This is a genomic window from Streptomyces sp. NBC_00273 (genome assembly GCF_036178145.1).
GTDB lineage: Bacteria > Actinomycetota > Actinomycetes > Streptomycetales > Streptomycetaceae > Streptomyces.
In genome coordinates this window covers 6,661,270-6,682,990 of sequence record NZ_CP108067.1, presented here as the reverse complement: position 1 = coordinate 6,682,990, position 21,721 = coordinate 6,661,270, and the positions used below count along the sequence as shown (strand labels likewise).

The window sequence follows — 21,721 nt, the reverse complement described above, 5'->3', positions numbered from 1 at the left end:
TCGGAGCCGCTCCCGTGGCTGAGTCGACCTGGCCCGCCGAGCCGCTGATCCTCGCCGCGCAGGGCGGGGACCTCGATGCCGTCACCGCGCTGGTCTCCGGATCGCACCCGAACGTGCGGAAGTTCGCGTACTCGCTGTGCGCCTCCCCCGAGGACGCCGAGGACGCGGCCCAGGAGGCCCTGATCATCCTCTACCGGAAGATCGGCATGCTGCGCGCTTCCGGAGCCCTGGCCTCGTGGATGTTCCGCATCGTCCGCAACGAGTGCCTGCGCCGGGCCCGACTGGTGCCGCGCGAACGCGCCCCGCTGCCCGACTCCGCCGTGATGTCGGCCGAGGACGAGGTACTGGAGCACCTGGACGCCGCCCGGGTGGCGCGGGCGATCGCCGCCCTCCCCGCCGACCAGCGGCGGGTCCTGATCATGCGGGACGTCCAGGGCTACAGCGGGCGGATGGCGGCGGACGCGCTCGGGCTCAGCCCCGCCGCGATGAAATCACGGCTGCACCGGGCCCGCGCGGCCCTGCGGCACTCCCTGTACCCGGCTCCCGGAGGCACCGATGAAGATCACTGACGGCCCCGACTTCGCGAGTTCTTCCCTGCCCCGGCACCTGCTCCGCGGCGCGGTCGGCATCGGCTCCCTGGTCGGCGCCTTCGCCCTCCTCCCGCTCTACGGACCGATCACCCTGGCCCTCGCACCCCTCGGCCTGGTGGCCCTGCGCGGCTGCCCGATGTGCTGGGCGATCGGACTGGCCCAGACGCTCTCCCGGGGCCGACTGCAACGGGAGTGCACGGACGGCCGCTGCGAACTGAAGCCGGCCGGTTCCACCCCGGCCGGCGTGTGAGGCGCGGGGTCGGGCAGCGCGCCCGGCGGGGCCGGGCGGCGGCCCGGCACGGGCGCAACCGCGCCGTCCCGGCCACCGATTGACGGATTCCGCAGCAGCGCGCGCCCTCCCGCTGGACCAGGATGGGAGCCCTTCAACCCAGCTTCGTGGAGGCAGAAACCATGCGCTTGTCCGCCCTGTCCACCACCGCCGCACTGGTGCTCGCGACCCTCGCGGGAGGCGCGGCCCCGGCCGCTGCCGACACCCCGGCCGGCCCGGTCCTCCAGGTCGACCTGGAGGTCGGCAACGGCCTCCACCACAACATCGGGACGGTGATCTACGAGCGCGTCGACGGCGCGGCGAACGCGGTCAGGATCATCTCGGTGTCGATCACCAGCGGCGAGCGCGACTGTGCCTGGGTGTCGTGGAACGACCCGCACAACGTGAACGGCTGGACCAACCTGACCAGCGAACCCTCCTGCAACGGCACCGGCCTGGGGGAGAACCCCGACATCATCATCAAGGCTCCGGTCGGCCACCCGCTCAAGGTGCGCCTGGCCGCCGACCACCCCGGCTCCGACGTGGTGCACAAGGACATCCAGAAGCTCTGACCGGGGCGGGCCGGGCGGGGTCGGGCAGGGGGCGCTACGAGCCGTCGCCGGCCTGCGCGTGCCCGAAGGCGGCGAGGAGCTCGCTCTCGCCCGGGTCGGCGAACAGCCGCTTGGGCACCGCCACGAGACACGTCCTGCGGCGCGAGTGGCCCACGAACACGTGCAGCCGGGGCGTCTCGTGGTAGTAGCGCATCTCGTCCCACACGATCCGCTGCGACTCCCCGCCGCGGAACACCTCGATGCCCGTGCCGTCCACCACGACCCGCTTCTCCTCGGCGGCCCTGCCGCTGCGGAAGCCCCGGCCCACCACCCACCGCGGCAGGAGCAGCAGCACGACGAGGCCGTACGCCACCGCGATCCCGAGCGGGACGGGGTACACGGTGAGACCGTCGGACGACAGCTTCACGCTCGCCGCGGCGAGGAGGACCGTACTGAGGGAGGCCACGACCCGGCCCCGCCGGAACAGCCCCGCCGCCTTGGCGGCCTCGTCGTACTCGTCCCTGGTCAGGCTGCCGGTGGCACTGAAGGACACCTCGCGTATCTCGCTCACGGGAGCGGAGCCTAGCGCTCCGCCCCCGTGACGCGTGAGCCCTTTCGGCCCCGCCCGGGGGCACCTCCCAGCGGTGGCTGGGGGAGATTGAGGCGCGGGGCCGGGGGCAGCGCCCGGCGGGGTCCGGGGCGGAGCCCCGGGAGCGGCGGCCCGCCCGGCCCGCTACCTCCGCAGCAGCGTCACCACCGCCGCCCCGCCCAGCCCGATGTTGTGCGCCAGCCCCACCCCCGCCCCCGCGACCTGCCGCGGACCGGCCTCGCCGCGCAACTGCCACACCAGTTCCGCGGCCTGCGCCAGCCCCGTCGCCCCCAGCGGGTGCCCCTTGGAGATCAGCCCCCCGGACGGGTTCACCACCCACCGCCCGCCGTACGTGGTCGCCCCCGACTCCACCAACTTCCCCGCGGCGCCGTCCTCGCACATGCCCAGCGCCTCGTACGTCAGCAGTTCGTTGATGGAGAAGCAGTCGTGCAGCTCCACCACGTCCACGTCCTCGATGCCGAGCCCCGAGGCCTCGTACGCCTGCCGGGCCGCGGCCGCCGTCATCGGCTTGCCGACCACGTCGATGCACGAGCCCGAGGCGAACGACGCTCCGGTGTCCGTCGTCATCGACTGGCCGACGATCTCCACCGCCTTGTCGTGCAGCCCGTGCCGCACCAGGAACCGCTCGGACACCACCAGCGCCGCCGCCGCGCCGTCCGAGGTCGGCGAGCACTGGAGCTTCGTCAGCGGCGCGTGGATCTCCTTCGCCGCCAGGATCTCCTCGATCGAGTACACGTCCTGGAACTGCGCGTTCGGGTTGTTCGCCGAGTGCCGGTGGTTCTTCGCACCGACCGCCGCGAGCTGCGCGGCCGTGGTCCCGTACCGCTCCATGTGCTCGCGCGCCGCGTTGCCGAAGATCTGCGCCGTGGGCGGGGACATCTCGAAGCCGTGGCCCGCGGCCATGATCCCGTAGTGCCGGGCCACCGGCGAGGTCTTGAAGTCGCCTCCGTCGGCCCCGCCCCCGAGCGCGCCGCGCTTCATCTTCTCGAAGCCCAGCGCCAGCACGCAGTCGCTGATCCCGCCCTGCACGAACTGCCGCGCCATCATCAGCGCCGTCGATCCCGTCGCGCAGTTGTTGTTGACGTTGTAGACCGGCACTCCGGAGAGCCCCAGTTCGTACGCGGCCCGCTGGCCGGCCGTGGAGGCCTGGAAGCAGTACCCCACCGGGACCTGCTCGACCAGGTCGTAGCCGATGCCCGCGTCCGCGAGCGCCGCCGTTCCGGCCTCCTTCGCCATGTCCCAGTACTGCCAGTCCCGCGACTCCGGCTTCTCGAACTTCGTCATGCCGACGCCCACGATGTACGACTTCATGCCCGACAACTCCTAGTCCCTGGGTAGGCCGAGGATCCGCTCGGCAACGACGTTGAGCTGGACCTGCGTGGTGCCCCCGGCGATGGTCAGGCAGCGGGACATGAGCATTCCGTGGACCGCCCGCTCCCCCGCCCCCTCCCGCACCGCGCCCGCCGGTCCCAGCAGTTCGAGCGCGAGCTCGGCGGTCCGCTGCTGGTGCGGGGTCTGGACGAGCTTGCGTACGGAAGCGCCCGCGCCCGGCTCCAGTCCCGACACCTGTTGGAGCGTGGTGCGCAGCCCGATGCAGGCCAGGGCGTGCGCCTCGGCGGCGAGTGCACCGATCCGCGCCCGGTACGTGCCGTCGAGGTCGGCGGCGCGCGCGAGGAGCGCCTCCAGGCCGGTGTCGAAGGTCATCTGGTCGGCCATGTGGACGCGTTCGTTGCCGAGGGTGTTGCGGGCCACCTTCCAGCCGCCGTCCGCCGCGCCGACCAGCGCGTCCGCCGGGAGCTGCACGTCGTCGAAGTACACCTCGTTGAAGAGGGCCTCGCCGGTGATCTCCTTCAGTGGCCGGACGTCGATGCCGGGGGTGTTCTTCATGTCGACCACGAAGTAGCCGAGCCCCTTGTGCTTGGGCGCGTCCGGGTCGGTGCGGGCCAGCAGGATCCCGAAGTCGGCGCTGTGCGCGGAACTCGTCCACACCTTCTGGCCGTTGACCTTCCAGGAGCCGTCCTCCCGGCGCTCCGCCCGGGTCCGCAGCGAGGCCAGGTCGGAGCCGGCGCCCGGCTCCGAGAAGAGCTGGCACCAGGTGACGTCGCCGCGCAGGGTCGGCAGGAGGTGGGCCTCCCGCTGGGCGGGCGTCCCGTAGGCGAGCAGCGAGGGCACGACCCAGGTGGCGATCCCGAGGTCGGCGAGCTTCACGCCGGCCGCACTCAGCTCCTGCTGGACGACGAGCTGCTCGACGGGGCCCGCACCGATGCCGTAGGGCGGCGGCAGGTACGGGGCCGCGTAGCCGGTGGGGGCCAGGGTCCGGCGGGCGTCGGCCGGGCCCTGCCCGCGCGCGTCCGCGATGACGGTACGGGCCTTCGCGCGGTACGTCTCGGCCTCCGCGGGCAGTTCCAGGCGCAGTTCGCGCCGCGCACCGTCCGCCGCGCACCGCACGGCCCGTGCGCGGTGCCCGTCGCCGGGCCCCAGCAGTTGGCGGGCGACCAGTGCTCGCCGCAGGTAGATGTGGGCGTCGTGTTCCCAGGTGAAGCCGATTCCGCCGAGGAGCTGGATGCAGTCCTTGGCGCAGGAGTAGGCGGCGTCCAGGGCGGTTCCGGCGGCGAGGGCGGCCACCAGTGAGCGCACGTCGGCGGGCTCGTCCATCGCCTGCGCGGCGTCCCAGGCCAGTGCCCGGGCCTGTTCCAGTCGGACCAGCATGTCGGCGCACAGGTGCTTGACGCCCTGGAACTGGCCGATGGGCCGGCCGAACTGCTCGCGCACCTTCGCGTACTCGGCGGCCGTGTGCAGCGCCCAGGCGGCGGTGCCGCAGGCGTCGGCGGCGAAGAGCGTGCAGGCCAGGTCGCGGACCAGGGCCGCGTCCAGCGCGAGGCGTCGGTCCGGGCCGGTGGCGACCCCGCGCGCCCGCACCTCGGCGGTGGGGCGGGTGGGGTCGGCGCCGTCGTGCGTACGGATGTCCAGCGCGGCGGCGTCCACGGCGAACCAGCGGGTGCCGTCCGCGGCCTCGGCGGCGAGCAGCACCAGGTCGGCCTCCCCGGCGCCGAGGACGGGCGGGGCGAGTCCGTCGAGCAGGTGGCCGCCGCCCTCGACGGCGACGGCGGTCAGGGTCCCCGGCCCGAGCGCGACCGCCCCGACCCGGCCTTCGAGCGGCTCTGCGCCGGCCCGCTCCAGCAGTACGGAGGCCAGCGCGCTCGGCAGGTACGCCCCGGGCAGCGCGGCCCGGGCCGCCTCCTCGACGACGACGGCCAGGTCGAGCAGGGTGCCGCCGTCCAGGTGCGGGTCGAGCAGCCCCTGTGCGGTCAGCGCGTCCCAGTAGGCGGGGCGCGCCCCGGTCTGCGGCGGGGTGTCGAGCAGCTTGCGGACCTCCTCGGGAGGCACGGCCCGCGCGATCCAACCGCGCACCGCCTCGGCCAACTCGCGCTGCTCCTGCGTGATTCCGATGCCCATGCGCGGCAGACTAGAACACGTTCCAATCTGACGGAAGGTCAGATGAAGGGTGATTCGGAGCGGGAGCCGACCCCGGCCCGGGCGGGGTCGGCTTTTAGGATCTGCGGCATGGCAACACGACTTGTGCAGATCAACATGAAGGCCCAGGACGACTCCGCGCTCGGCCGGTTCTGGGCGGAGGCGCTCGGCTGGGGCGTCGACAGCGAGGGGCCCGGCGTGACCAACCTCGAACCGGTGGGGTTCTCCTACCCCGACCCCGTGGCCGTCTGCATCGACATCATCGCCCGCCCGGAACCCAAGACGGTCAAGAACCGGGTGCACCTCGATCTGGCCACCACCTCGGCCGCGCACCAGAAGGAGCTGGTCGGGCGCCTGAAGGACCTCGGCGCGACGCTCGCCGACGTGGGTCAGGGCGACGTCCCCTGGACGGTCATGGCCGACCCGGAGGGCAACGAGTTCTGCGTCCTGGAGCCCCGCCCGATCTACCGGGACACCGGGCCGATCGCCGCGGTGGTGGTCGACTGCACCGACCCGCGCGCAATGGCCCGGTTCTGGGACGGGGCGATGGACTGGACGCTGCACGAGGTGACCGACGAGCAGGCGACCATGCGGTCCGCCAAGGGCGTCGGCCCCTACCTGGAGTTCCTCCGCACCCCCGACACCAAGAGCGTGTGGAACCGCGTCCACCTCGACGTCTGTCCCTACCCCGGCGACGACCTCGCGGCAGAGGCGGCCCGACTGCGCGCCCTGGGGGCCACCGACCCCGGCATCGACCAGTCCGCCATCTCCTGGACGATCCTGTCCGACCCGGAGGGCAACGAGTTCTGCCTGCTCACCCCTCGCTGACCGCCAGGTCGTTCCACCTCGCCCGGACTCCTGACGAACCGCCGCTCCTGCAACCCGCACAGAGGGGGCGGCGTCCATCAATGCACAAGATCGATTGATGGTTCGAAGGAGCTTGGAATGACCGCCACTGCCACCCGATACCTCTATCTCGCCCGGCACGGCGAGGCGTCACCGGACGAGAGCGAGCTCACCGAGAACGGCCGCCGACAGGCCGTCCTGCTCGGCCGGCGCCTGCGGGACGTCCCCCTGGCAGCGGTCCACCACGGACCGCTGCCCCGGGCCGAGCAGACGGCGCGCCTGATCGCCGACCAGCTGACCGACGTCCCCCTGCACCGTTCGGACGTCGCGGGCGACTACGTCCCCCACATGCCGGAGCGGGATGAACTCCCCGCGGAATCGGCCGACCTCTTCCTCCGCTTCCTCGCCGGCGCCAGCGCCGAGGAGCGGGAGAACGGACCCGGCCTGGCCCGCCGGGCGCTGGACCTGTTCACCGGGCCGGTGGACGGCGAGGAGGACCGGCACGAGCTGGTCGTCACGCACAACTTCCTCGTCGCCTGGCTCGTCCGGGAGGCCATGTACGCGCCGAAGTGGCGCTGGCTCGGGCTCAACCACTCCAACGCCGCCCTGACCGTCATCCGCTACGCGCCCGACCGGCCCGCCTCCGTCCTCTTCTCCAACGACATGCGGCACCTGCCGGCCGAACTGCGCTGGACCGGCTTCCCGCCCGAGTTGCATATCTGAATACACCCGCACATAGAGGGCCCACGGAGCCGACTTCACGCCAACTCCGGCTCGCATAAAGGCTGTTGAGTGCAGATGGACCTTTCACTATAGTCGGCACGGACACGGCCGGGCTGGGTCCGAGCGTGCCGCATTCGGGAAGCAACTCCCCTTCGTCGCGCCCGATTTGGCGCCGGCAGGAGCACCACTACGTAGGGGGATGAACCATGCGCATGAAGCGGACCATGGCACTCTTGGTCGCCGCAGCTGGTGTCACGATCGGAATGGCCACCCCGGCCAGCGCATACGCGTGCCCGACCGGCTTCTTCTGTCTCTACTACAACTCCAACCAGAACGGTGCCCGCTGGTTCACCGACAGCGACGTACCCAATCTCGCCGGGGAAGTATTCACCACATGGGCCACCGGTGAAGGTCAGCCGGTGAAGAACAATGCCGCGTCGACCGAGAACGCCTCGAACTGGTGCTACCGGGTCTACTACAACTCGAACTACGCCGGCCCGTACGACACCGTTCATGCTCACACCTCCCGGAACCTCGTGAACACGTACAACAACAACGCTTCCCTCCGGGACTGGATCTGCTGAGCATCGGCACCTGAACCGGGGAAGGGTGCTCCGCAATCGCCATCGCGATTGCGGAGCACCCTTCCTTGCCACCCGTAGAGGAATCCAGTGAACGTAACCACCCCGTCCGCCAGAGCGTGTGCCGGCATGGCGGTACTGCTGCTCCCGCTCCTGTCCGCGTGCTCGGCCGACACCACCGGCCCCCGCGAAACCCCGGGCCGGACGGCGGCGCGCCAGCTCACCGACAGCAAGGCCCTCAAGCTGCCCCTGGACGACTACCTGCTGACCACCGTCGACGCGGGCACCCTCGCCCGGGGGCGCGATTCGCTCATGCAGCGGTGCATCACCGGACTGGGCGCCCCATACACCCCCAAAGCCCTGGGAAGCACCGATATCGAAACGAACGAGCGCCGCTACGGCCTGGCCGATGCGGAGCTCGCGAAGCAGCACGGCTATCACGTGCCAGACGTGAAAAGACCGGCCGAAGACTACCCATCGGCGATCATGCCGCTCGTCATGGGCGAGGTGACCACGTACAACGGCGCACCCGTACCGGAAGGCGGCTGCATCGGAGAGGCCCGGAGGGAACTCCACGAGGCCGAAATGCAGGACGCCCTGGACCTTCCCCAAAAGCTCAACATGGAGAGCTACAAGAAGTCACAGAAGGCGCCTGCGGTGGTGAAAGCGACCGAAGAGTGGTCGAACTGCATGAAGGAGTCCGGGCACGCCTACCCCGACCCCCTCGCCGCGATCAACGACAAGGAATTCAGCGCCGAAACTCCGGGGATCCGCGAGAAGGACGTGGCACTCGCCGACGTCCTGTGCAAGCAGAAGGTGAACCTGATCGGCGCCTGGTCCGACGCCGAAAGCGAGTACCAGCAGTTCCTGATCGAGTCCAATTCGGCCGCTTTGGCGGGGCCGCTGCTCGCCAAGCAGAAAACCATGTCCGCCGCGAAGGCGGCGACCGGCCAGTAGCCCGGTGGGCTTGCACCTCACGCGACGTCAGGGGGCGTCGTTGGTGCGTCAGGTGCTCGCGCCGCGTCGTCTCGGGCTGGGCACCCGAGATCTCCGCGTTGATCGGCGCGCTCCGGACGATGGGCGGTGCGGGACCGGGCGTCAGGACTCGGTCCTCCCCGCCGTCCTTCCGGCACTTGCCGTCCAGGCGTTCGTCACGTACATCCGGCTCGGACGCGTCACGGATGGTGCGGTGCGGCAGGACGACGGGGCGAACACGGCCTGCTCCGCAGAACACCCGGCCGGACCCCGGCGCGGATCGCCTCGATCACCAGCTGGTGGTCACCCGGCCGCATCACGGCGGTCAACGGGACCTTGAGCTCCGGTTCGCCGGCCCGGTGACAGCGGATCACATACCCCTGGCGCCCCATGTCCTCCACGACGACGCTGTCGAGCTCGGCCAGCGGTATCCGCCGTGTGGTGAGCCCCCGGCGCACGGCGACGCACCCGTCAGCCACCGAGACGGCGAGGGCCCAGTACAGGACGAAGAAGAAGACGCCTGCCACGGCCCCGAAGACGAACCAGACCGGCCTCGGCAGCAACCTGCCCTGGCTGGTGAAACCCTCCGTGAGCGTGATGAGGAGGGTGGGAACGGCAAGGAACAGGAGGCGGCGCGGGTCGGAGCGGACCAGCACGGACGCGCCGTGTGCGGACATGGAAGGGCTCTTCTCTCGGCGATCCGGTGCGGGACCGGGACGTATCTCAGCCGGATTTGACCGGCACGGGCTTCAGCGCGGCTTTGGCGATCTCCTTGGCCTTCTGCTCGCAGCCCCCGGGCTGGTAGAGGCCGACCCAGACGACCAGGTTGCCGTGCCGGACGGAGAGCGCGCAGGTCCATTCGGTACTGCCGGGGGACGCCCAGTACGCCCCGTCGCCGAATCCGAGGTTGTTCACCCGCTTCGCCCCGGACGCGTCCGTGGCGAAACCGGCCTGCTGGAGCTTCGCGTTGGCGCCGTCGTCACCGCCCCGCTTGACGTCCCACCGGACCAGCGCCGTCCGCCGGCCGGCCAGCGAGTCGTACCAGGTGCACGTCGTATGCACCTCGGTCTTGCTCGCGCTGTGGGAGTCCTCCTTGGCGTCCCGCCCGGTCAGGGGGAGGTACTGGGTGGCCTTCTGGCAGGCCGGTACGTCGGCGTAGGCCGCGGGACCGGAGCCTTCCGCCGCCCGCCGGTCCAGGGTGTACGCAGCCACGCCGACGCCCGTCGCCACCAGCACTCCGGCGGCCACCAGGGCCACCGTGCGCGACCGCCGCCGGGGCGGGGTCGGCGCCGGCTCGGCCGGCGGGGCGGACTCCGAGACCTCGGCCGCCCGCTCCACCACTTCATCCGGCTCGGGCTCGGGCTCCGGCACGGACTCCGGCACGGGGAGCGGTTCCGGCGGCGGCGCCACCACGGTCGCCGTGTCGGCGGACAGCAGCTGGTCGATCTCCGCCCGTTGCTCGGCCTGCATCCGGTACACGGCGGGCGGCCACTGCAGGCCTGTCGGAGCGACCGGCCCGAGGAGTTCGAGCAGCTGCGCCGGGGTGGGCCTGGCTGCCGGGTCCTTGGCCAGGCAGCGCTCCACGATCCCGCGCAGCCCGTCGGGCACCGCGCTCAGGTCGGGGGTGGAGTGCACCACGTCGTAGAGCGTCTGAAGGGTCGAGGTCCCGGCGAAGGGGCTGCTGCCGGTGAACGCCATGACCAGCATCGATCCGAGCGAGAACACGTCGCTCGCCGGTGTCAGCGGCTTGCTCTCGGCCTGCTCGGGCGACATGAAGGAGGGCGAACCGATCACCCAGCCGGTGCGCGTCAGCCCGGTGTCGCCCTCGACCTCGCCCTCGGTGACCCGCGCGATGCCGAGGTCGATGACGCGTACCCCGTCCTCGGTCAGGAGCACGTTGTCGGGCTTGAGGTCCCGGTGGATCAGCCCCGCCCGGTGGATCTCCGCGAGCGCCGACGCGAGCCCCGCTGCCAGCCTGTGGACGACGGCTTCCTCCAGCACGCCGTCCGCCCTGACCACGTCCCCGAGCGAGGGCCCGGACACGAACACCGAGGCCAGCCACGGTGTCGGCGCGTCCGGGTCGGCGTCCATGACGGCCGCCGTGTAGGCACCGGAGACCTTGCGCGAGGCCGCGACCTCGCGCCGGAAACGGGCCCGGAAGTCCTCGTCGTCGGCGAAGTGCGCGAGCACCTGCTTGACGGCGACGAGCCGCCCGTCAGGCCCCGCGCACAGCAGTACCCGCCCCATGCCTCCCTGCCCGAGCACGCCGGCCACCTTGAACGGCCCCACGTGCGTCGGACCGGCCGGTCCTACGCGCTCCATTCCCCCGACTCCCTCCCCGTCGTCAGGGAGCGGATCATACCGAGAGGGACTTCACGAACGCCTCGAACGCCGCGGGGTGGACGGTGAATACGGGACCCTCGGGGTTCTTGGAGTCCCGTACGGCGACGCGGCAGGGCTGAGCGGCGATCTCGACGCACTCGCCTCCGGTGTCCCCGCTGTACGAGGCTTTGAGCCAGCCGGTGTCACCGAGCGGCGCGCACTCGACGCACTCGCCGCCGGTGTCGGAGCTGTACGAAGACTTACGCCACTGCGCGCCCGTCAGGTTCCGGACGGTGTCCATAACGCTCCTCCATTACGCGGGCGATCCGTGCCACCGAGTCCTCCAGGGACAGGGCGGCTGCCTGCAGATGATCGTATCGGAGCGAACCCTCCCTGAGAGCGGGCGGATTGGCCGTCATATGGCCCTGCACGAAGTCCTCGGTGTAGACGATGTCGGGGTCATCGTCGAACCGCAGGAGGGTGAACGAGCCCATCTGCCCCGCATGGGCGCCCGCCTCGAACGGCAGGATCTGCACCTTCACCCACTCCCTCCTCTGCAGGGCCAGCAAGTGTGCGAGCTGGTTCCGCATGACCTCCCGGCCGCCGGTCTCCTGGTGCAGCACGGCCTCGCTCATCACCACCCACATCAGTGGCGGGTCTTCGCGGTCGAGGATCCGCTGCCGGTCCATCCGCGCGGCCACCTTCGCGTCGAGGTCCCCCTCGGTCCGCACCCCGAGCACGGCGCGCGCGTAGGCGGGCGTCTGCAGCAGCCCGTAGACCAACTGCGCCTGGAAGGTGGAGATGTACGAGGCCCGGGCCTCCATCTCCGCGTACGGCTGGAACCACGTCGGCAGCACGCTCCGCAGCACCAGGCCCACCAGTCGCGAGAACACCCCGCCGGTGTTGAGGGCCGCGTCCACCCGCTCCGAGAAGTCCCGGGTCGGGACGCGCTTCGTCGTCTCGATCTGGCCGATCAGGGAGCCCGTACAGAAGATGATCTCGCCCAACTGCGCCTGCTTCAGGCCGGCCTGCTCCCTCAGGCGCCGCAGTTCGTACCCGTAGAAGTCCAGCGGCGAGGCGCTGGGATCGAGCTCGCGGATCTTGACCATGAGGTGGTCACCCCCAAGTTCACGCTGTGCGTTCGGCGTTCGTTTCGCCCTGTCGCCGAGCGTAATCAGCCGGATGCGCACAGGTGATGCGAATCACGCGATCGGTCACGGTCGGTCAGAAGCGGTCGGCAGCCGCTTCACTCACGTGCGGCGATAATGCTCTGCCGAACTGATCTTGTGGTGACGGGGGCCTGGCAGGTGCGGGAAGTGATCGAAGGCCGGTACGCGCTGGCCGAGTTGCTCGGCCGGGGCGGCTTCGGCGAGGTGTGGCGGTCCGAGGACAGCCGGGTGGGCCGCCAGGTCGCCGTCAAGATCGGCTATCCGCAGACGCCGGAGGACACCCGCCGCTTCGAGCGGGAGGCCAGCCTCGCCGGGAACCTCGCGCACCCCAACATCGCGATCATCCACGACTTCGGCCGCACCGAGCGCGAGGGCCGCGACGCCGTCTACCTCGTCATGGAGCTGCTCCGCGGCCGCAGCCTGGCCGAGGTGCTGGAAGCCGGCGTACCGCCGCTCGCGGACGCCCTGGAGTGGGCCGGGCGCATCGCGGACGCGCTGGGGGCGGCCCACGCCGCCGGCATCGTCCACCGGGACGTCAAGCCGGCCAACGTGATGGTCACCGACGGCGGGCTGACGAAGGTGCTCGACTTCGGCATCGCCAAGGCCGGGGGCGGCAGCGGCGCCGTCACCACCACGACGGGGCTGACGGCCACCGGCATGATCATCGGCTCCTTCCCGTACATGGCTCCCGAGCGGTGGACCGGCGGGGCGAACGGCGTGCCCGTCGACGGGCGGGCCGACCTCTACGCCCTGGGCTGCGTACTGACGGAACTGCTGACCGGCAGCCGTCCCTTCGCCGCGCGCGAGATGCACGAGCTGCTCGCCCAGCACCTCACGACCGCACCGCCCGCGCCGAGTTCGCTGCGGGCGGAGCTGCCGTCCGCGCTGGACTCCCTCGTGCTGGAGCTGCTCGCGAAGGACCCGGCGGACCGGCCCGCGGACGCGGCCGAGGTGTCCCGGCGGCTGGCGGAGATCGCCCGGAGCGAGGCCGCCGAGCCGCAGGCGTCGCCACCCGCACCGGCGGTGTCGTCCTTCCCGCCCCCGCCGTCGTACGCCCCGACCGTGCACACCGCGGCAGCCGATCCGGTGCGCGCGATGCTGGAGCGCCGGCTGACGCAGCTGCTGGAGGACGAACCGGCCGACGTCGTGCAACGGCTACGCATGCTGACCGACGACCTGACCGAGGAGCTCGGCGCGCAGGACGCCCTGACGGTGCGGGCCGCCTACCACCGCGTGATGCGGGTCGCCGGGCCGTCCAGGACGATCGATCTGGAACGCCTGCTGCCGCGCATGGTGCGGGTCTTGGGCCTGGATCATCCGGACACGATCACCGGGCGCGCCGCCTGGGTCGGCGAGGCGGCGGCCTTCGGGTCCGGGGACGGCCGCCGGCACGAGCAGGAGTTGCGCGAGCTCGTCGAGCAGGCGACGCAGGTGTTCGGCACGCACGGCCTGGTCACGCTGACCGCCCGCTACCACCTCGCGTCGGCCATGCACCGGGGCGCCCGCGCCCGCGACGGCCAGTGGGACGCGCGCAGCCGGGAGCGCGCGCTGAGCGAGCGCGCCTGGCTGGGGCCGCTGCTGCCCGACCTGGAATGGGCGCTGACCGCCGACAGTCCCGTCCTGCTGGACGTGCGGCGCAGGCTGGCCCACGACGCCTGGCTGGTCGGTGACGTCGCCGGCGCCGCGCTCCTGTACTGGCGGCTCTTCCCGAACCTCGCCGAACTCGCCGAGCGCGGCGATCCGGAAGTGGCCCACCGGGTGCTCCGCACCATCGGCGAGGCGGGCGATCCGGCGGCCGCCCTGGCGCACCTGAACCCGTTGCTGCGCCGGCTCCCCTTCCTCCCCGGCATGCAGGACCTGGCCCAGGAGGTCTCGGACACCCGGGCGGAATTCCGGCGCGCCGTACGGGAGCAGCGGCGGGCCGAGGGGACGGGCGGGGCGGGCGGCCTGTCCCGACTGTTCGGCCGCTGACCGGGCGGCGGCGTACGAGCACACCCCGGCCATAGCGTCCTACCAGCGGGTAGGGCACGATGGGCCGCCACACACGATCACCGCCGGAGGAACCATGGCCACCCCCAAGCCGGAGACACTCGCCGCCTTCGAGGCCGCCAAGGGGTTCATGCCCGTACGCGAGGGCCTCGCCCTGTACGAGGCGGCCGCCGCGGCCGGGGCGCTCGGGCTGCCGCTGCTGGAGGTCGGCACGTACTGCGGCCGCTCCACCATCCTGCTCGCCGATGCCGCCCGCGGGGCCGGCGTGGCGGCGATCACCGTCGACCACCACCGGGGCAGCGAGGAGCAGCAGCCGGGCTGGGAGTACCACGACCCGACGGTCGTGGACCCGGAGGTCGGGCTGATGGACACCCTGCCGACCTTCCGCCGGACCCTGCACAAGGCCGGGCTGGAGGACCACGTGATCGCGATCGTCGGCCGGTCCCCGCAGGTCGCGGCGGCCTGGGGCGGAAAGCTCGGCTTCGTCTTCATCGACGGCGGCCACACGGACGAGCACGCGAGCGGCGACTACGAGGGCTGGGCCCCGCACGTCGCGGAGGGCGGCACGCTCGTCATCCACGACGTCTTCCCGGACCCGGCCGACGGCGGCCAGGCCCCGTACCGGATCTATCTGCGGGCCCTGGCCTCGGGCGCCTTCGAGGAGATCTCCGTCACCGACTCGCTGCGCGTGCTGCGGCGCACGGGCGCCGGCATCTGAGCCGTATCTGCCGGATCGTGCCGGACCTTGGCGGAATCGCGCCTCCCGGCACCGCACGCAACGACAGACGCGTGCGGCTGCCGACGGTCAGGCAGAATGCGGTGTGATCTGTGATGTCTGCGGCCATGAGATGCGCCGAATGCCGGTGAGTGAACCGCGGATGCGGTGGGACAGGACGGTGAAGGAACGCTGGTTCTGCCCCTGGTGCTACGCCTGGACCGAATTCGGATACGACCCGCGCGAGGTACTGCGGCCGCAGTACGGCTACATACGGTGGGAGCTGGCGGAATCCCCGCAGCTCCCGGAGGACGTCGGCCACGCGTTCGACGTGGCGTACGCGTACTCCGCCGAGGGCTTCGGAGCGACGCTGTGCGGTATCGCCCACGAGGGCCTCACCGCTTCGCCGTACCTGTGGAAATCCCACTGGCCGAATACCTGCGAGGCGTGCAAGGAGGCCGTTACGGTCATCGACGAGCGCTGGCCCCTCGAAATGCGGAACGACAACAGGGTCTCTCCCGCCCCGCCTCCGGGTTCCGACTGGCCGCCCTTCTAGGCCGCTCCGAGCCGCCGACCATTCCGAATCAGGCCAACCTGTCAGAAATCACTTCACAGGAGGCCAGAACTCGCAGATGATCACCTCTGGCCTCCACGGGCGAGCAAGAGAGAAGGTGGCCGACCCCTTCTATCGGTGACCCGCAGACAGGGAAGCACGACGTGAATTTTCTGCGCACTCGCACCATGTCCGCGCTTCTGACCCTCGGGGCGGGTGCACTGATCGGCGTCCTCGGTGCACTCTCGGGCAAGTTCGACGGCCCGGTCTTTCACGTGGTGAACCTCGTGTTCTCCGGAGGATGGTCGTGGGCGTGCTTCGCCTTCCTCGTCGGGTACACCAGGAAATCGAAGGTGGAGTCCGCCTGCCTGGCATCTTCAGCATTGGCAGTCGGCGTGGTCGTCTACTACCTCCTCAAATGGCTGAGCCCCGTCGCGCCCATCGGAATGACGGGCGACGGGATGGTCGGGGACGGCGTCTCGTCGGGAATCTTTTTCTGGGGAATTGCCGCTTTCTTTTTCGGCGCCCCGTTGGGCCTCTTCGGGAACCTGGCGCGGATCCCGGGAATCGGCGGACTTTCGTTCCGTCTCCTCGTTCCGCTCATCGTCTACGTCGAGACGACCGCCCGTCTGAAAATGGAAGCGGCCACTGCGGGAAGGTTCGTCGAACTGACCTGGAGCACGATTCGCGTGATCTCCGTCCTCACCGCCCTGGCCCTCGTGGGGCACGTGGTGTGGGCGTGGGTGCGCTCGGCGCGCGGGCGTGAAGGCCGGGCCTGATCCGTCCCGATGAACGCCAGGCATACCATCGCACCACGCCTTCGGATGGCCTACGGTCCGGACGGGCGGCGGGAGGCGGGTCTAGCATCGCGGCGTGCGCAACGACAACAGCCCCCCGCCCCCCGAGTCCGGCTCCTCCATCGATCCGGACCGGCCCTGGTTCACCCGACGCGCCACGCTCGTCGTCGGGGTTGCCGCGCTCGCCCCGGCCACTCTGGCGGGCTGGGTCCTGACCCAGGCGTTCGCCGGGACGGGGTCCGACGGGCCGTCCCGCTCGACGCCGGCGTCCGCCTCGCACGCGCCCCTGTCGCCGGGCCAGCGGGACGCGAAGCCTGGCTCCGCGCCCAGCGAGAGCACGAGCCCCAGCGCCAGTCAGAGCACCACCGCCGCCGCACCCGCGCCGGCCCCCGCCAAGGGCCCGCTCACCGGCAAGACCGTGGTCGTCGACCCCGGCCACAACGCCGGGAACTTCGAGCACACCGACGAGATCGACCAGCAGGTCGACATCGGCACGGGCCGCAAGGAGTGCGACACCACCGGCACCACCACCAACGCCGGCTACAAGGAGGCGGACTTCACCCTCGACGTCTCCCGGCGCCTGCGGACCGCCCTGGAGGCCCAGGGGGCCAAGGTGGTCCTCACCCACCAGGCCGACCGCCCGTGGGGGCCCTGCATCACCGAGCGCGCCCGCATCGGCAACGAGGCGAAGGCCGACGCCGTCGTGTCCGTCCATGCCGACGGGGTCTCGGCGGGCAACCGCGGCTTCCACGTCATCCTCCCGGCCAAGGTCAAGGGCGGCGCCGCGGACACCGCGAAGATCGTCGGACCGTCCCGGGAGCTGGGCGAGCGGATCGCCGGCAACTTCGCCCGCACCACCGGCTCCGCTCCCGCCAACTACCTCGGCAGCGGTACCGGTTTGGTCGTCCGCGACGACCTCGGCGGACTGAACCTGTCAACTCAGCCCAAGGTGTTCATCGAATGCGGCAACATGCGTGACGCCAAGGACGCGGCGCAGCTGACGAGTCCGGAGTGGCGGCAGAAGGCGGCTCAGGGCATCGCGGACGGCATCGTCGGCTTCCTCGGCGGGTAGTCCCCCTCGGGAGTCCGGCGGGACCACCCGCCGCCCCGATCATCTCGGCCGTCGGAAACCTCCGTACCATGGTCCCGCCCGCCCTGCTGCAGGCACGTTCTGCGACCGCGGCACCACGAGACGACGACCGAGACCGAGAAGGACACCTAAGACGTGAACATCCGCTCCCTCACTCGAGGCGACGGCGTGGTGATCGGAGCAGCGGCGCTGCTGTTCATCGCCTCGTTCCTCGATTTCTACTCCGCGACCGGTATCGACCGGCCGAGCGTGTGGGACCTTGACTCCAACTACCTGGCGCTCCCCAGCATCTTCCTGCTCGCCTTCATCGCCGCCGGCCTGCTGATCGCCTCCCGCTTCCAGCCCGAGCGCAAGCTGGCCGGCCTGCCGCTGACGGCGTGGGGCACCGTGCTCGCCGTCTCCGCCGCCTGGTCGTCGCTGTGGGCGCTCATCGCCTGCCCGGACGTGCTCGACCTGGGCGCGGGCTCCATCCTCGCCTTCCTGGGCACGCTGGCCCTGGCCGGTGTGGCCATCGCCGGTGCGAAGATCCCGGCGCTCGCCGGCCAGCTCGTTCCGGAGCCGCGTCCCGCCGCCGTCCCGCCGTACGGCGGACAGCCGGGCCAGCCCCAGCCGGGTGCCGGGTACGGCTACCCGGGCGCGCAGCAGACGCCGTACGGTTCCACGCCGCAGCCGGTCCCGCCGTACGGCGGCACGCCGAACCCGACCCCGACCCCGGGTCCCGGTCCGCAGGACTCCGCGCACACTCCGGCTCCGGCTCCGGCTCCGGCGGCGGACTTCACGCCGTTCTGGTTCGCGGTGCCGGTGGCCCGTCCGCTCTTCGCGGAGGACGGCTCCCCGACCCCGATCGCCGAACTCGCCCCGGGCACCTGGTACCTGGCCGTCGAGCAGCGTGGCGCGGCCGCCCTGATCGCCCAGACCCAGGACGGCCGCCGCGGCGTGCTGAACGACACCTCGGGCATCCAGCGCGGCTGACCGCCACCCGGACCCGCACCGACGGCCCCCCGCCCTTCCGGGCGGGGGGCCGTTGCCCTACAGTCACCTGACGCCTCGTCAGATTCTGGAGGGACCGTACATGCGCCTCGGACTCGCACTCGGCTACTGGGGCCGCGGCCCCTCCCCCGCCCACCTCGACCTCGCCACCGAGGCCGAGAACCTCGGCTACCACTCGGTGTGGACCGCCGAAGCCTGGGGCTCTGACGCCTTCACCCCGCTGACCTGGATCGCCGCGCACACCTCGCGGATCCGCCTCGGCACGGCCATCGCGCAGATGGCCGCCCGCACCCCGACCGCCACGGCCATGCACGCCCTGACCCTGGACCACCTCTCCGGCGGCCGGATGATGCTCGGCCTCGGCCTGTCCGGACCGCAGGTCGTCGAGGGCTGGTACGGGCGCCCCTTCCCCTCCTCACCGCTCACCGCCACCCGCGAGTACGTGGACGTCGTCCGGCAGGTGCTGCGCCGCGAGGGCCCGGTCGCCCTGGACGGCCGCTTCCACAGCCATCCGTACCGCGGCGAGGACGGCACCGGCATCGGCAAACCCCTGAAGCCCATCACCCACCCGCTGCGGGCGGACCTGCCGGTCCTGCTCGGCGCGGAGGGCCCGAAGAACATCGCCCAGACCACCCGGATCGCGGACGGCTGGCTCCCCCTGTACTGGTCCCCGACCCGCACCGACGTCTACCGGGCCTCCCTCACCGACCTCCCCGAGGGCTTCATGATCGCGCCGATGGCCCGTGCCAAGGTCTGCGACGACGTCGCGCAGGGACTGCTCCCGGTCAAGGCGATGCTCGGCTTCTACATCGGCGGCATGGGCCACGCGGCCCGCAACTTCCACGCCGACCTGATGGCCCGCATGGGCTACGAGGAAGAGGCCCGCCGCATCCAGGAGCTGTTCCTCGCGGGCCGCAAGGAGGAGGCGGTCCTGGCCGTACCGGACGAGTTCGCCGACGAGATCTCGCTCGTCGGCCCCCGGGAACGGATCGCGGAACGCCTGGACCTCTGGCGCAAGGGCCCGGTGACCGACCTGCTCCTGACGGCCCCGGACCCCCACACCCTGCGCGTCCTGGCGGAGCTCAACGGCTGAGCTCGGCCGTCAGGATTCGGCCTGCGGTACTGCCTCCAGCAGCTCCCGCACGTCGAACGGCATGACGGCGATCTCGATGCTCCCGCCGCCGTCGTAGGCGCAGGTGACGATCCGCGAGCCGGGGTTGATGGAGATCCCCTCCTTCACGGAGGGGACCCGGATCCCGGTGGCCCGCCCGCCGGGCAGCGCCACGGGCTCCCCGCGCTGCGGAACCCACCGGGCCGCGCCCTGGTCCCCGTACACGCGGCCCGCCCGCCAGCGGCCCTCACCGGCCGGGATCCGGACCATGCACGGAATCCCGGGCACGGGCCCGGCGGCCGTCCGCGCACGATGCTTGCGCCGCAGCAGCCACCCGGCTCCCACGGCACCGAGGACGACCAGCACGATCTCGATCACGCACCCATTGAAACAGCCGTTGCCGTTGCCCTAGCCGGGCGGTGCGGGTCCTGTTCCGCGTGCGGGCCGGTGGCCGCGCCTCAAACGCCGGCGGGGCTGGGTTTGGTGTTCCCGGCCAGGATCGGAGATGGGGGTGCGGTCCCGGCGGCGGGTATCTCCTCGGCTTGCGGAGCGCAGCGGTGTGGAGATGCGGGGCGGTGGTGGATCCGCGTCGCCTGCGGGGACACCCCCCGCCGTCCCCGCCCCCGGCCGTCCCGCCTCGTACGGGGACGGCGGGGGTGGGGACACGCCGGGGGCTCCCCGCAGGACGAGCGCGCAACCCAGGCCGAACGGCAGGACCACGGCCGCCTGGCGCGAGCCGAGGAGAGCCCCCGGAGGGGCACCGCCCCACCCGAAGCCACCCACCGGCTCCGCCCGACGGACCACACCCCCGGTCAAGGGACCAAACCCAGCCCCGCCGGCGCTTGAGGCGCGGCCACCGGCCCGCACCCGGAACTGAACCCGCACCCGCCCGGCCAGGGCAACGGCATGACCGGGCGAACCGGCCCCGGAGGGGGACCCGCACCCGCCCGACCAGGGCAACGGCATGACCGGGCGAACCGGCCCCGGAGGGGGACCCGCACCCGCCCGACCAGGGCAACGGCATGACCGGGCGAACCGGCCCCGGAGGGGGACCCGCACCCGCCCGACCAGGGCAACGGCATGACCGGGCGAACCGGCCCCGGAGGGGGACCCGCACCCGCCCGACCAGGGCAACGGCATGACCGGGCGAACCGGCCCCGGAGGGGGACCCGCACCCGCCCGACCAGGGCAACGGCATGACCGGACGGACCGGCCCCGGAGGGGGACCCGCACCCGCCCGACCAGGGCAACGGCATGACCGGGCGAACCGGCCCCGGAGGGGGACCCGCAGCCACCCGACCCGGAAAACGCTAGCTGCCCAGTTGGGACGCGCTCGGGACCTTGTCCGTCACCACCGCGCCCGCGCTCTGGCCCGCTTCCTTCACGCTGTTGATGACGCTGTCGAAGGAGTCGATGTCACCGTCACCCGCCTGCCCCTTGCGCAGCTTGCTGCCCAGGCCCTTGAGGGACTCGATGCCCGCCGTGAGCGGGGCCACCGCCTTCGCCAGCAGCGGGTCGCCCTTGGCGTTCTCGGCCGCCGCCTTGAGCCGGTTGTACGCGAACGCGCCCGCGAGGCCCGCCTTGATCAGCGCGAAGGTGCGGCCCTTGGCGCCCTTCTTGAACTTGCCCGCGCGGTACGGCTTGACGATCCACTGGTACGTCGCACCGGCGGCCAGGCTCGCGTTGGCGACGAAGCGCGTCTTGGCGAACTTCTGCTTCTCCGCGGACGTGCTGGGCGACGGCGTCGCGGCGGCCAGTTCGTCGGCTTCGGCGGCGACGGGCTCCGCCGCCGCGAGGGCGGCCAGCTCCCCCATCGACGCGGCGGAGAGCTCCTCGCGCGGGCCGGTACCGCCACTGCCGCATGCGGTGGCGCCGACCATCAGCGCGGTGGACAGGACCACCGCAGTGAGGGCGCGGCGGAGTCGGACAGTCGTGGGTACGGGCACGGTTCCCTCCGGGAATGAGGCGTCTCCCGCAGCCTCGCCCCGGTCCCCCGGCTCCACCAGCCGGGGGGACCCGTTCGGGTTTACGACATCCCAGGGCGGCAACACGCGCCGCATGAGCACTCACACACGAGTACGCACCCGGGGAAGCAGTCAGGCAGGCCGCGCCGTCGCACTGGTGGCGGACGTGCTCGCCTTCGTCATCGGACTCTGGATCCTGCTCTTCCTGTTGGAGGCCAACCAGGGCAACGCCCTGGTCGACCTCGTCCACGACGTCGCCTCCTGGCTCGCGGCCTGGTCCTACGACCTGTTCACCTTCAGCCGCGAATGGGTCCAGGTCGTGGTCGGCTACGGCATCGCCGCCGTCGCCTACCTCCTCGTCGGCCACGCCGTGGCCGGCTGGCTCTACCGCCGCTGAGCCGGC

24 protein-coding genes are annotated in these 21,721 nt (G+C 71.9%); 15 read left to right on the top strand and 9 right to left on the bottom strand.

Going from position 1 to position 21,721, the window contains the following annotated elements; all coding sequences use genetic code 11:
• The first annotated feature begins 14 nt into the window (after positions 1-14).
• From OG386_RS29715 to OG386_RS29705, 3 genes are all read left to right on the top strand, one after another.
• Positions 15-569 carry an RNA polymerase sigma factor gene (locus tag OG386_RS29715; RefSeq protein ID WP_328790644.1) on the top strand — a complete coding sequence of 185 codons (555 nt, stop codon included), beginning with the start codon at positions 15-17 and terminating at the stop codon, positions 567-569.
• A complete protein-coding gene (locus OG386_RS29710) occupies positions 556-840 on the top strand; it encodes a hypothetical protein (RefSeq protein WP_328790643.1) in 285 nt (94 codons plus the stop codon). The genes OG386_RS29715 and OG386_RS29710 overlap by 14 nt, the downstream gene beginning before the upstream one ends.
• A gap of 161 nt (positions 841-1,001) precedes the next feature.
• Positions 1,002-1,430, top strand: a complete 429-nt coding sequence (locus OG386_RS29705) for a hypothetical protein (RefSeq protein ID WP_328790642.1) — start codon at positions 1,002-1,004, stop codon at positions 1,428-1,430.
• Positions 1,431-1,464: 34 nt separating this feature from the next.
• On the opposite strand, the gene OG386_RS29700 is transcribed toward OG386_RS29705, so the two are convergent.
• The 3 genes from OG386_RS29700 to OG386_RS29690 all read right to left on the bottom strand — a co-directional run bounded on the left by OG386_RS29700 (position 1,465) and on the right by OG386_RS29690 (position 5,475).
• The gene (locus OG386_RS29700; protein ID WP_328790641.1) at positions 1,465-1,980 is read right to left on the bottom strand and encodes a YcxB family protein; all 516 of its coding nucleotides are present in this window, start codon (positions 1,978-1,980) and stop codon (positions 1,465-1,467) included.
• A 162-nt stretch (positions 1,981-2,142) separates the two neighbouring features.
• On the bottom strand, positions 2,143-3,330 hold the full coding sequence (locus OG386_RS29695) for a lipid-transfer protein (protein ID WP_328790640.1): 1,188 nt from the start codon (positions 3,328-3,330) through the stop codon (positions 2,143-2,145).
• 12 nt (positions 3,331-3,342) lie between these two features.
• Positions 3,343-5,475 carry an acyl-CoA dehydrogenase gene (locus OG386_RS29690; RefSeq protein WP_328790639.1) on the bottom strand — a complete coding sequence of 711 codons (2,133 nt, stop codon included), beginning with the start codon at positions 5,473-5,475 and terminating at the stop codon, positions 3,343-3,345.
• A 108-nt stretch (positions 5,476-5,583) separates the two neighbouring features.
• On the opposite strand from OG386_RS29690, the gene OG386_RS29685 reads away from it, so the two are divergent.
• The 4 genes from OG386_RS29685 to OG386_RS29670 all read left to right on the top strand — a co-directional run bounded on the left by OG386_RS29685 (position 5,584) and on the right by OG386_RS29670 (position 8,600).
• Complete coding sequence (locus OG386_RS29685) at positions 5,584-6,321, top strand: VOC family protein (protein ID WP_328790638.1); 738 nt, start codon at positions 5,584-5,586, stop codon at positions 6,319-6,321.
• Positions 6,322-6,438: 117 nt separating this feature from the next.
• The gene (locus OG386_RS29680) at positions 6,439-7,062 is read left to right on the top strand and encodes a histidine phosphatase family protein (protein WP_328790637.1); all 624 of its coding nucleotides are present in this window, start codon (positions 6,439-6,441) and stop codon (positions 7,060-7,062) included.
• Positions 7,063-7,286: 224 nt separating this feature from the next.
• A complete protein-coding gene (locus OG386_RS29675; protein ID WP_328790636.1) occupies positions 7,287-7,646 on the top strand; it encodes a peptidase inhibitor family I36 protein in 360 nt (119 codons plus the stop codon).
• Between the two features lie 126 nt (positions 7,647-7,772).
• Positions 7,773-8,600, top strand: coding sequence for a hypothetical protein (locus OG386_RS29670; protein ID WP_328790635.1), 828 nt, complete (start codon positions 7,773-7,775; stop codon positions 8,598-8,600).
• Positions 8,601-8,818: 218 nt separating this feature from the next.
• Here OG386_RS29670 and OG386_RS29665 read toward each other — a convergent pair whose 3' ends face one another.
• Genes OG386_RS29665 through OG386_RS29650 form a run of 4 tightly spaced genes read right to left on the bottom strand, consistent with a single transcriptional unit; the run spans position 8,819 to position 12,049 of the window.
• Positions 8,819-9,295 carry a hypothetical protein gene (locus OG386_RS29665; RefSeq protein WP_328790634.1) on the bottom strand — a complete coding sequence of 159 codons (477 nt, stop codon included), beginning with the start codon at positions 9,293-9,295 and terminating at the stop codon, positions 8,819-8,821.
• 46 nt (positions 9,296-9,341) lie between these two features.
• A complete protein-coding gene (locus OG386_RS29660) occupies positions 9,342-10,940 on the bottom strand; it encodes a serine/threonine-protein kinase (protein WP_328790633.1) in 1,599 nt (532 codons plus the stop codon).
• Positions 10,941-10,974: 34 nt separating this feature from the next.
• Positions 10,975-11,241 carry a DUF397 domain-containing protein gene (locus OG386_RS29655; RefSeq protein WP_328790632.1) on the bottom strand — a complete coding sequence of 89 codons (267 nt, stop codon included), beginning with the start codon at positions 11,239-11,241 and terminating at the stop codon, positions 10,975-10,977.
• Positions 11,201-12,049 (bottom strand): helix-turn-helix domain-containing protein, encoded by an 849-nt coding sequence (locus OG386_RS29650; RefSeq protein WP_328790631.1) that lies wholly within the window; start codon positions 12,047-12,049, stop codon positions 11,201-11,203. Before OG386_RS29650 ends, OG386_RS29655 begins: the two co-directional genes overlap by 41 nt.
• Before the next feature lie 207 nt (positions 12,050-12,256).
• Here OG386_RS29650 and OG386_RS29645 point away from each other — a divergent pair, with 207 nt between their 5' ends.
• From OG386_RS29645 to OG386_RS29615, 7 genes are all read left to right on the top strand, one after another.
• On the top strand, positions 12,257-14,080 hold the full coding sequence (locus tag OG386_RS29645; RefSeq protein ID WP_328790630.1) for a serine/threonine-protein kinase: 1,824 nt from the start codon (positions 12,257-12,259) through the stop codon (positions 14,078-14,080).
• Positions 14,081-14,174: 94 nt separating this feature from the next.
• Complete coding sequence (locus OG386_RS29640) at positions 14,175-14,816, top strand: class I SAM-dependent methyltransferase (protein ID WP_327385736.1); 642 nt, start codon at positions 14,175-14,177, stop codon at positions 14,814-14,816.
• 160 nt (positions 14,817-14,976) lie between these two features.
• Entirely contained in the window at positions 14,977-15,369 is a 393-nt protein-coding gene (locus OG386_RS29635) for a hypothetical protein (protein ID WP_328790629.1), read from the top strand.
• Between the two features lie 161 nt (positions 15,370-15,530).
• The gene (locus OG386_RS29630) at positions 15,531-16,145 is read left to right on the top strand and encodes a hypothetical protein (protein ID WP_328790628.1); all 615 of its coding nucleotides are present in this window, start codon (positions 15,531-15,533) and stop codon (positions 16,143-16,145) included.
• Between the two features lie 94 nt (positions 16,146-16,239).
• A complete protein-coding gene (locus OG386_RS29625; protein ID WP_328790627.1) occupies positions 16,240-17,235 on the top strand; it encodes an N-acetylmuramoyl-L-alanine amidase in 996 nt (331 codons plus the stop codon).
• A 153-nt stretch (positions 17,236-17,388) separates the two neighbouring features.
• Positions 17,389-18,225, top strand: a complete 837-nt coding sequence (locus OG386_RS29620; RefSeq protein WP_328790626.1) for a hypothetical protein — start codon at positions 17,389-17,391, stop codon at positions 18,223-18,225.
• Positions 18,226-18,325: 100 nt separating this feature from the next.
• A complete protein-coding gene (locus OG386_RS29615; RefSeq protein WP_328790625.1) occupies positions 18,326-19,336 on the top strand; it encodes an LLM class F420-dependent oxidoreductase in 1,011 nt (336 codons plus the stop codon).
• Between the two features lie 9 nt (positions 19,337-19,345).
• On the opposite strand, the gene OG386_RS29610 is transcribed toward OG386_RS29615, so the two are convergent.
• Both OG386_RS29610 and OG386_RS29605 read right to left on the bottom strand, forming a co-directional pair.
• Positions 19,346-19,732, bottom strand: coding sequence for a hypothetical protein (locus OG386_RS29610; RefSeq protein WP_328790624.1), 387 nt, complete (start codon positions 19,730-19,732; stop codon positions 19,346-19,348).
• Between the two features lie 932 nt (positions 19,733-20,664).
• A complete protein-coding gene (locus tag OG386_RS29605) occupies positions 20,665-21,234 on the bottom strand; it encodes a hypothetical protein (RefSeq protein WP_328793407.1) in 570 nt (189 codons plus the stop codon).
• Positions 21,235-21,412: 178 nt separating this feature from the next.
• On the opposite strand from OG386_RS29605, the gene OG386_RS29600 reads away from it, so the two are divergent.
• The gene (locus OG386_RS29600) at positions 21,413-21,715 is read left to right on the top strand and encodes a hypothetical protein (protein WP_328790623.1); all 303 of its coding nucleotides are present in this window, start codon (positions 21,413-21,415) and stop codon (positions 21,713-21,715) included.
• Positions 21,716-21,721: the final 6 nt, after the last annotated feature.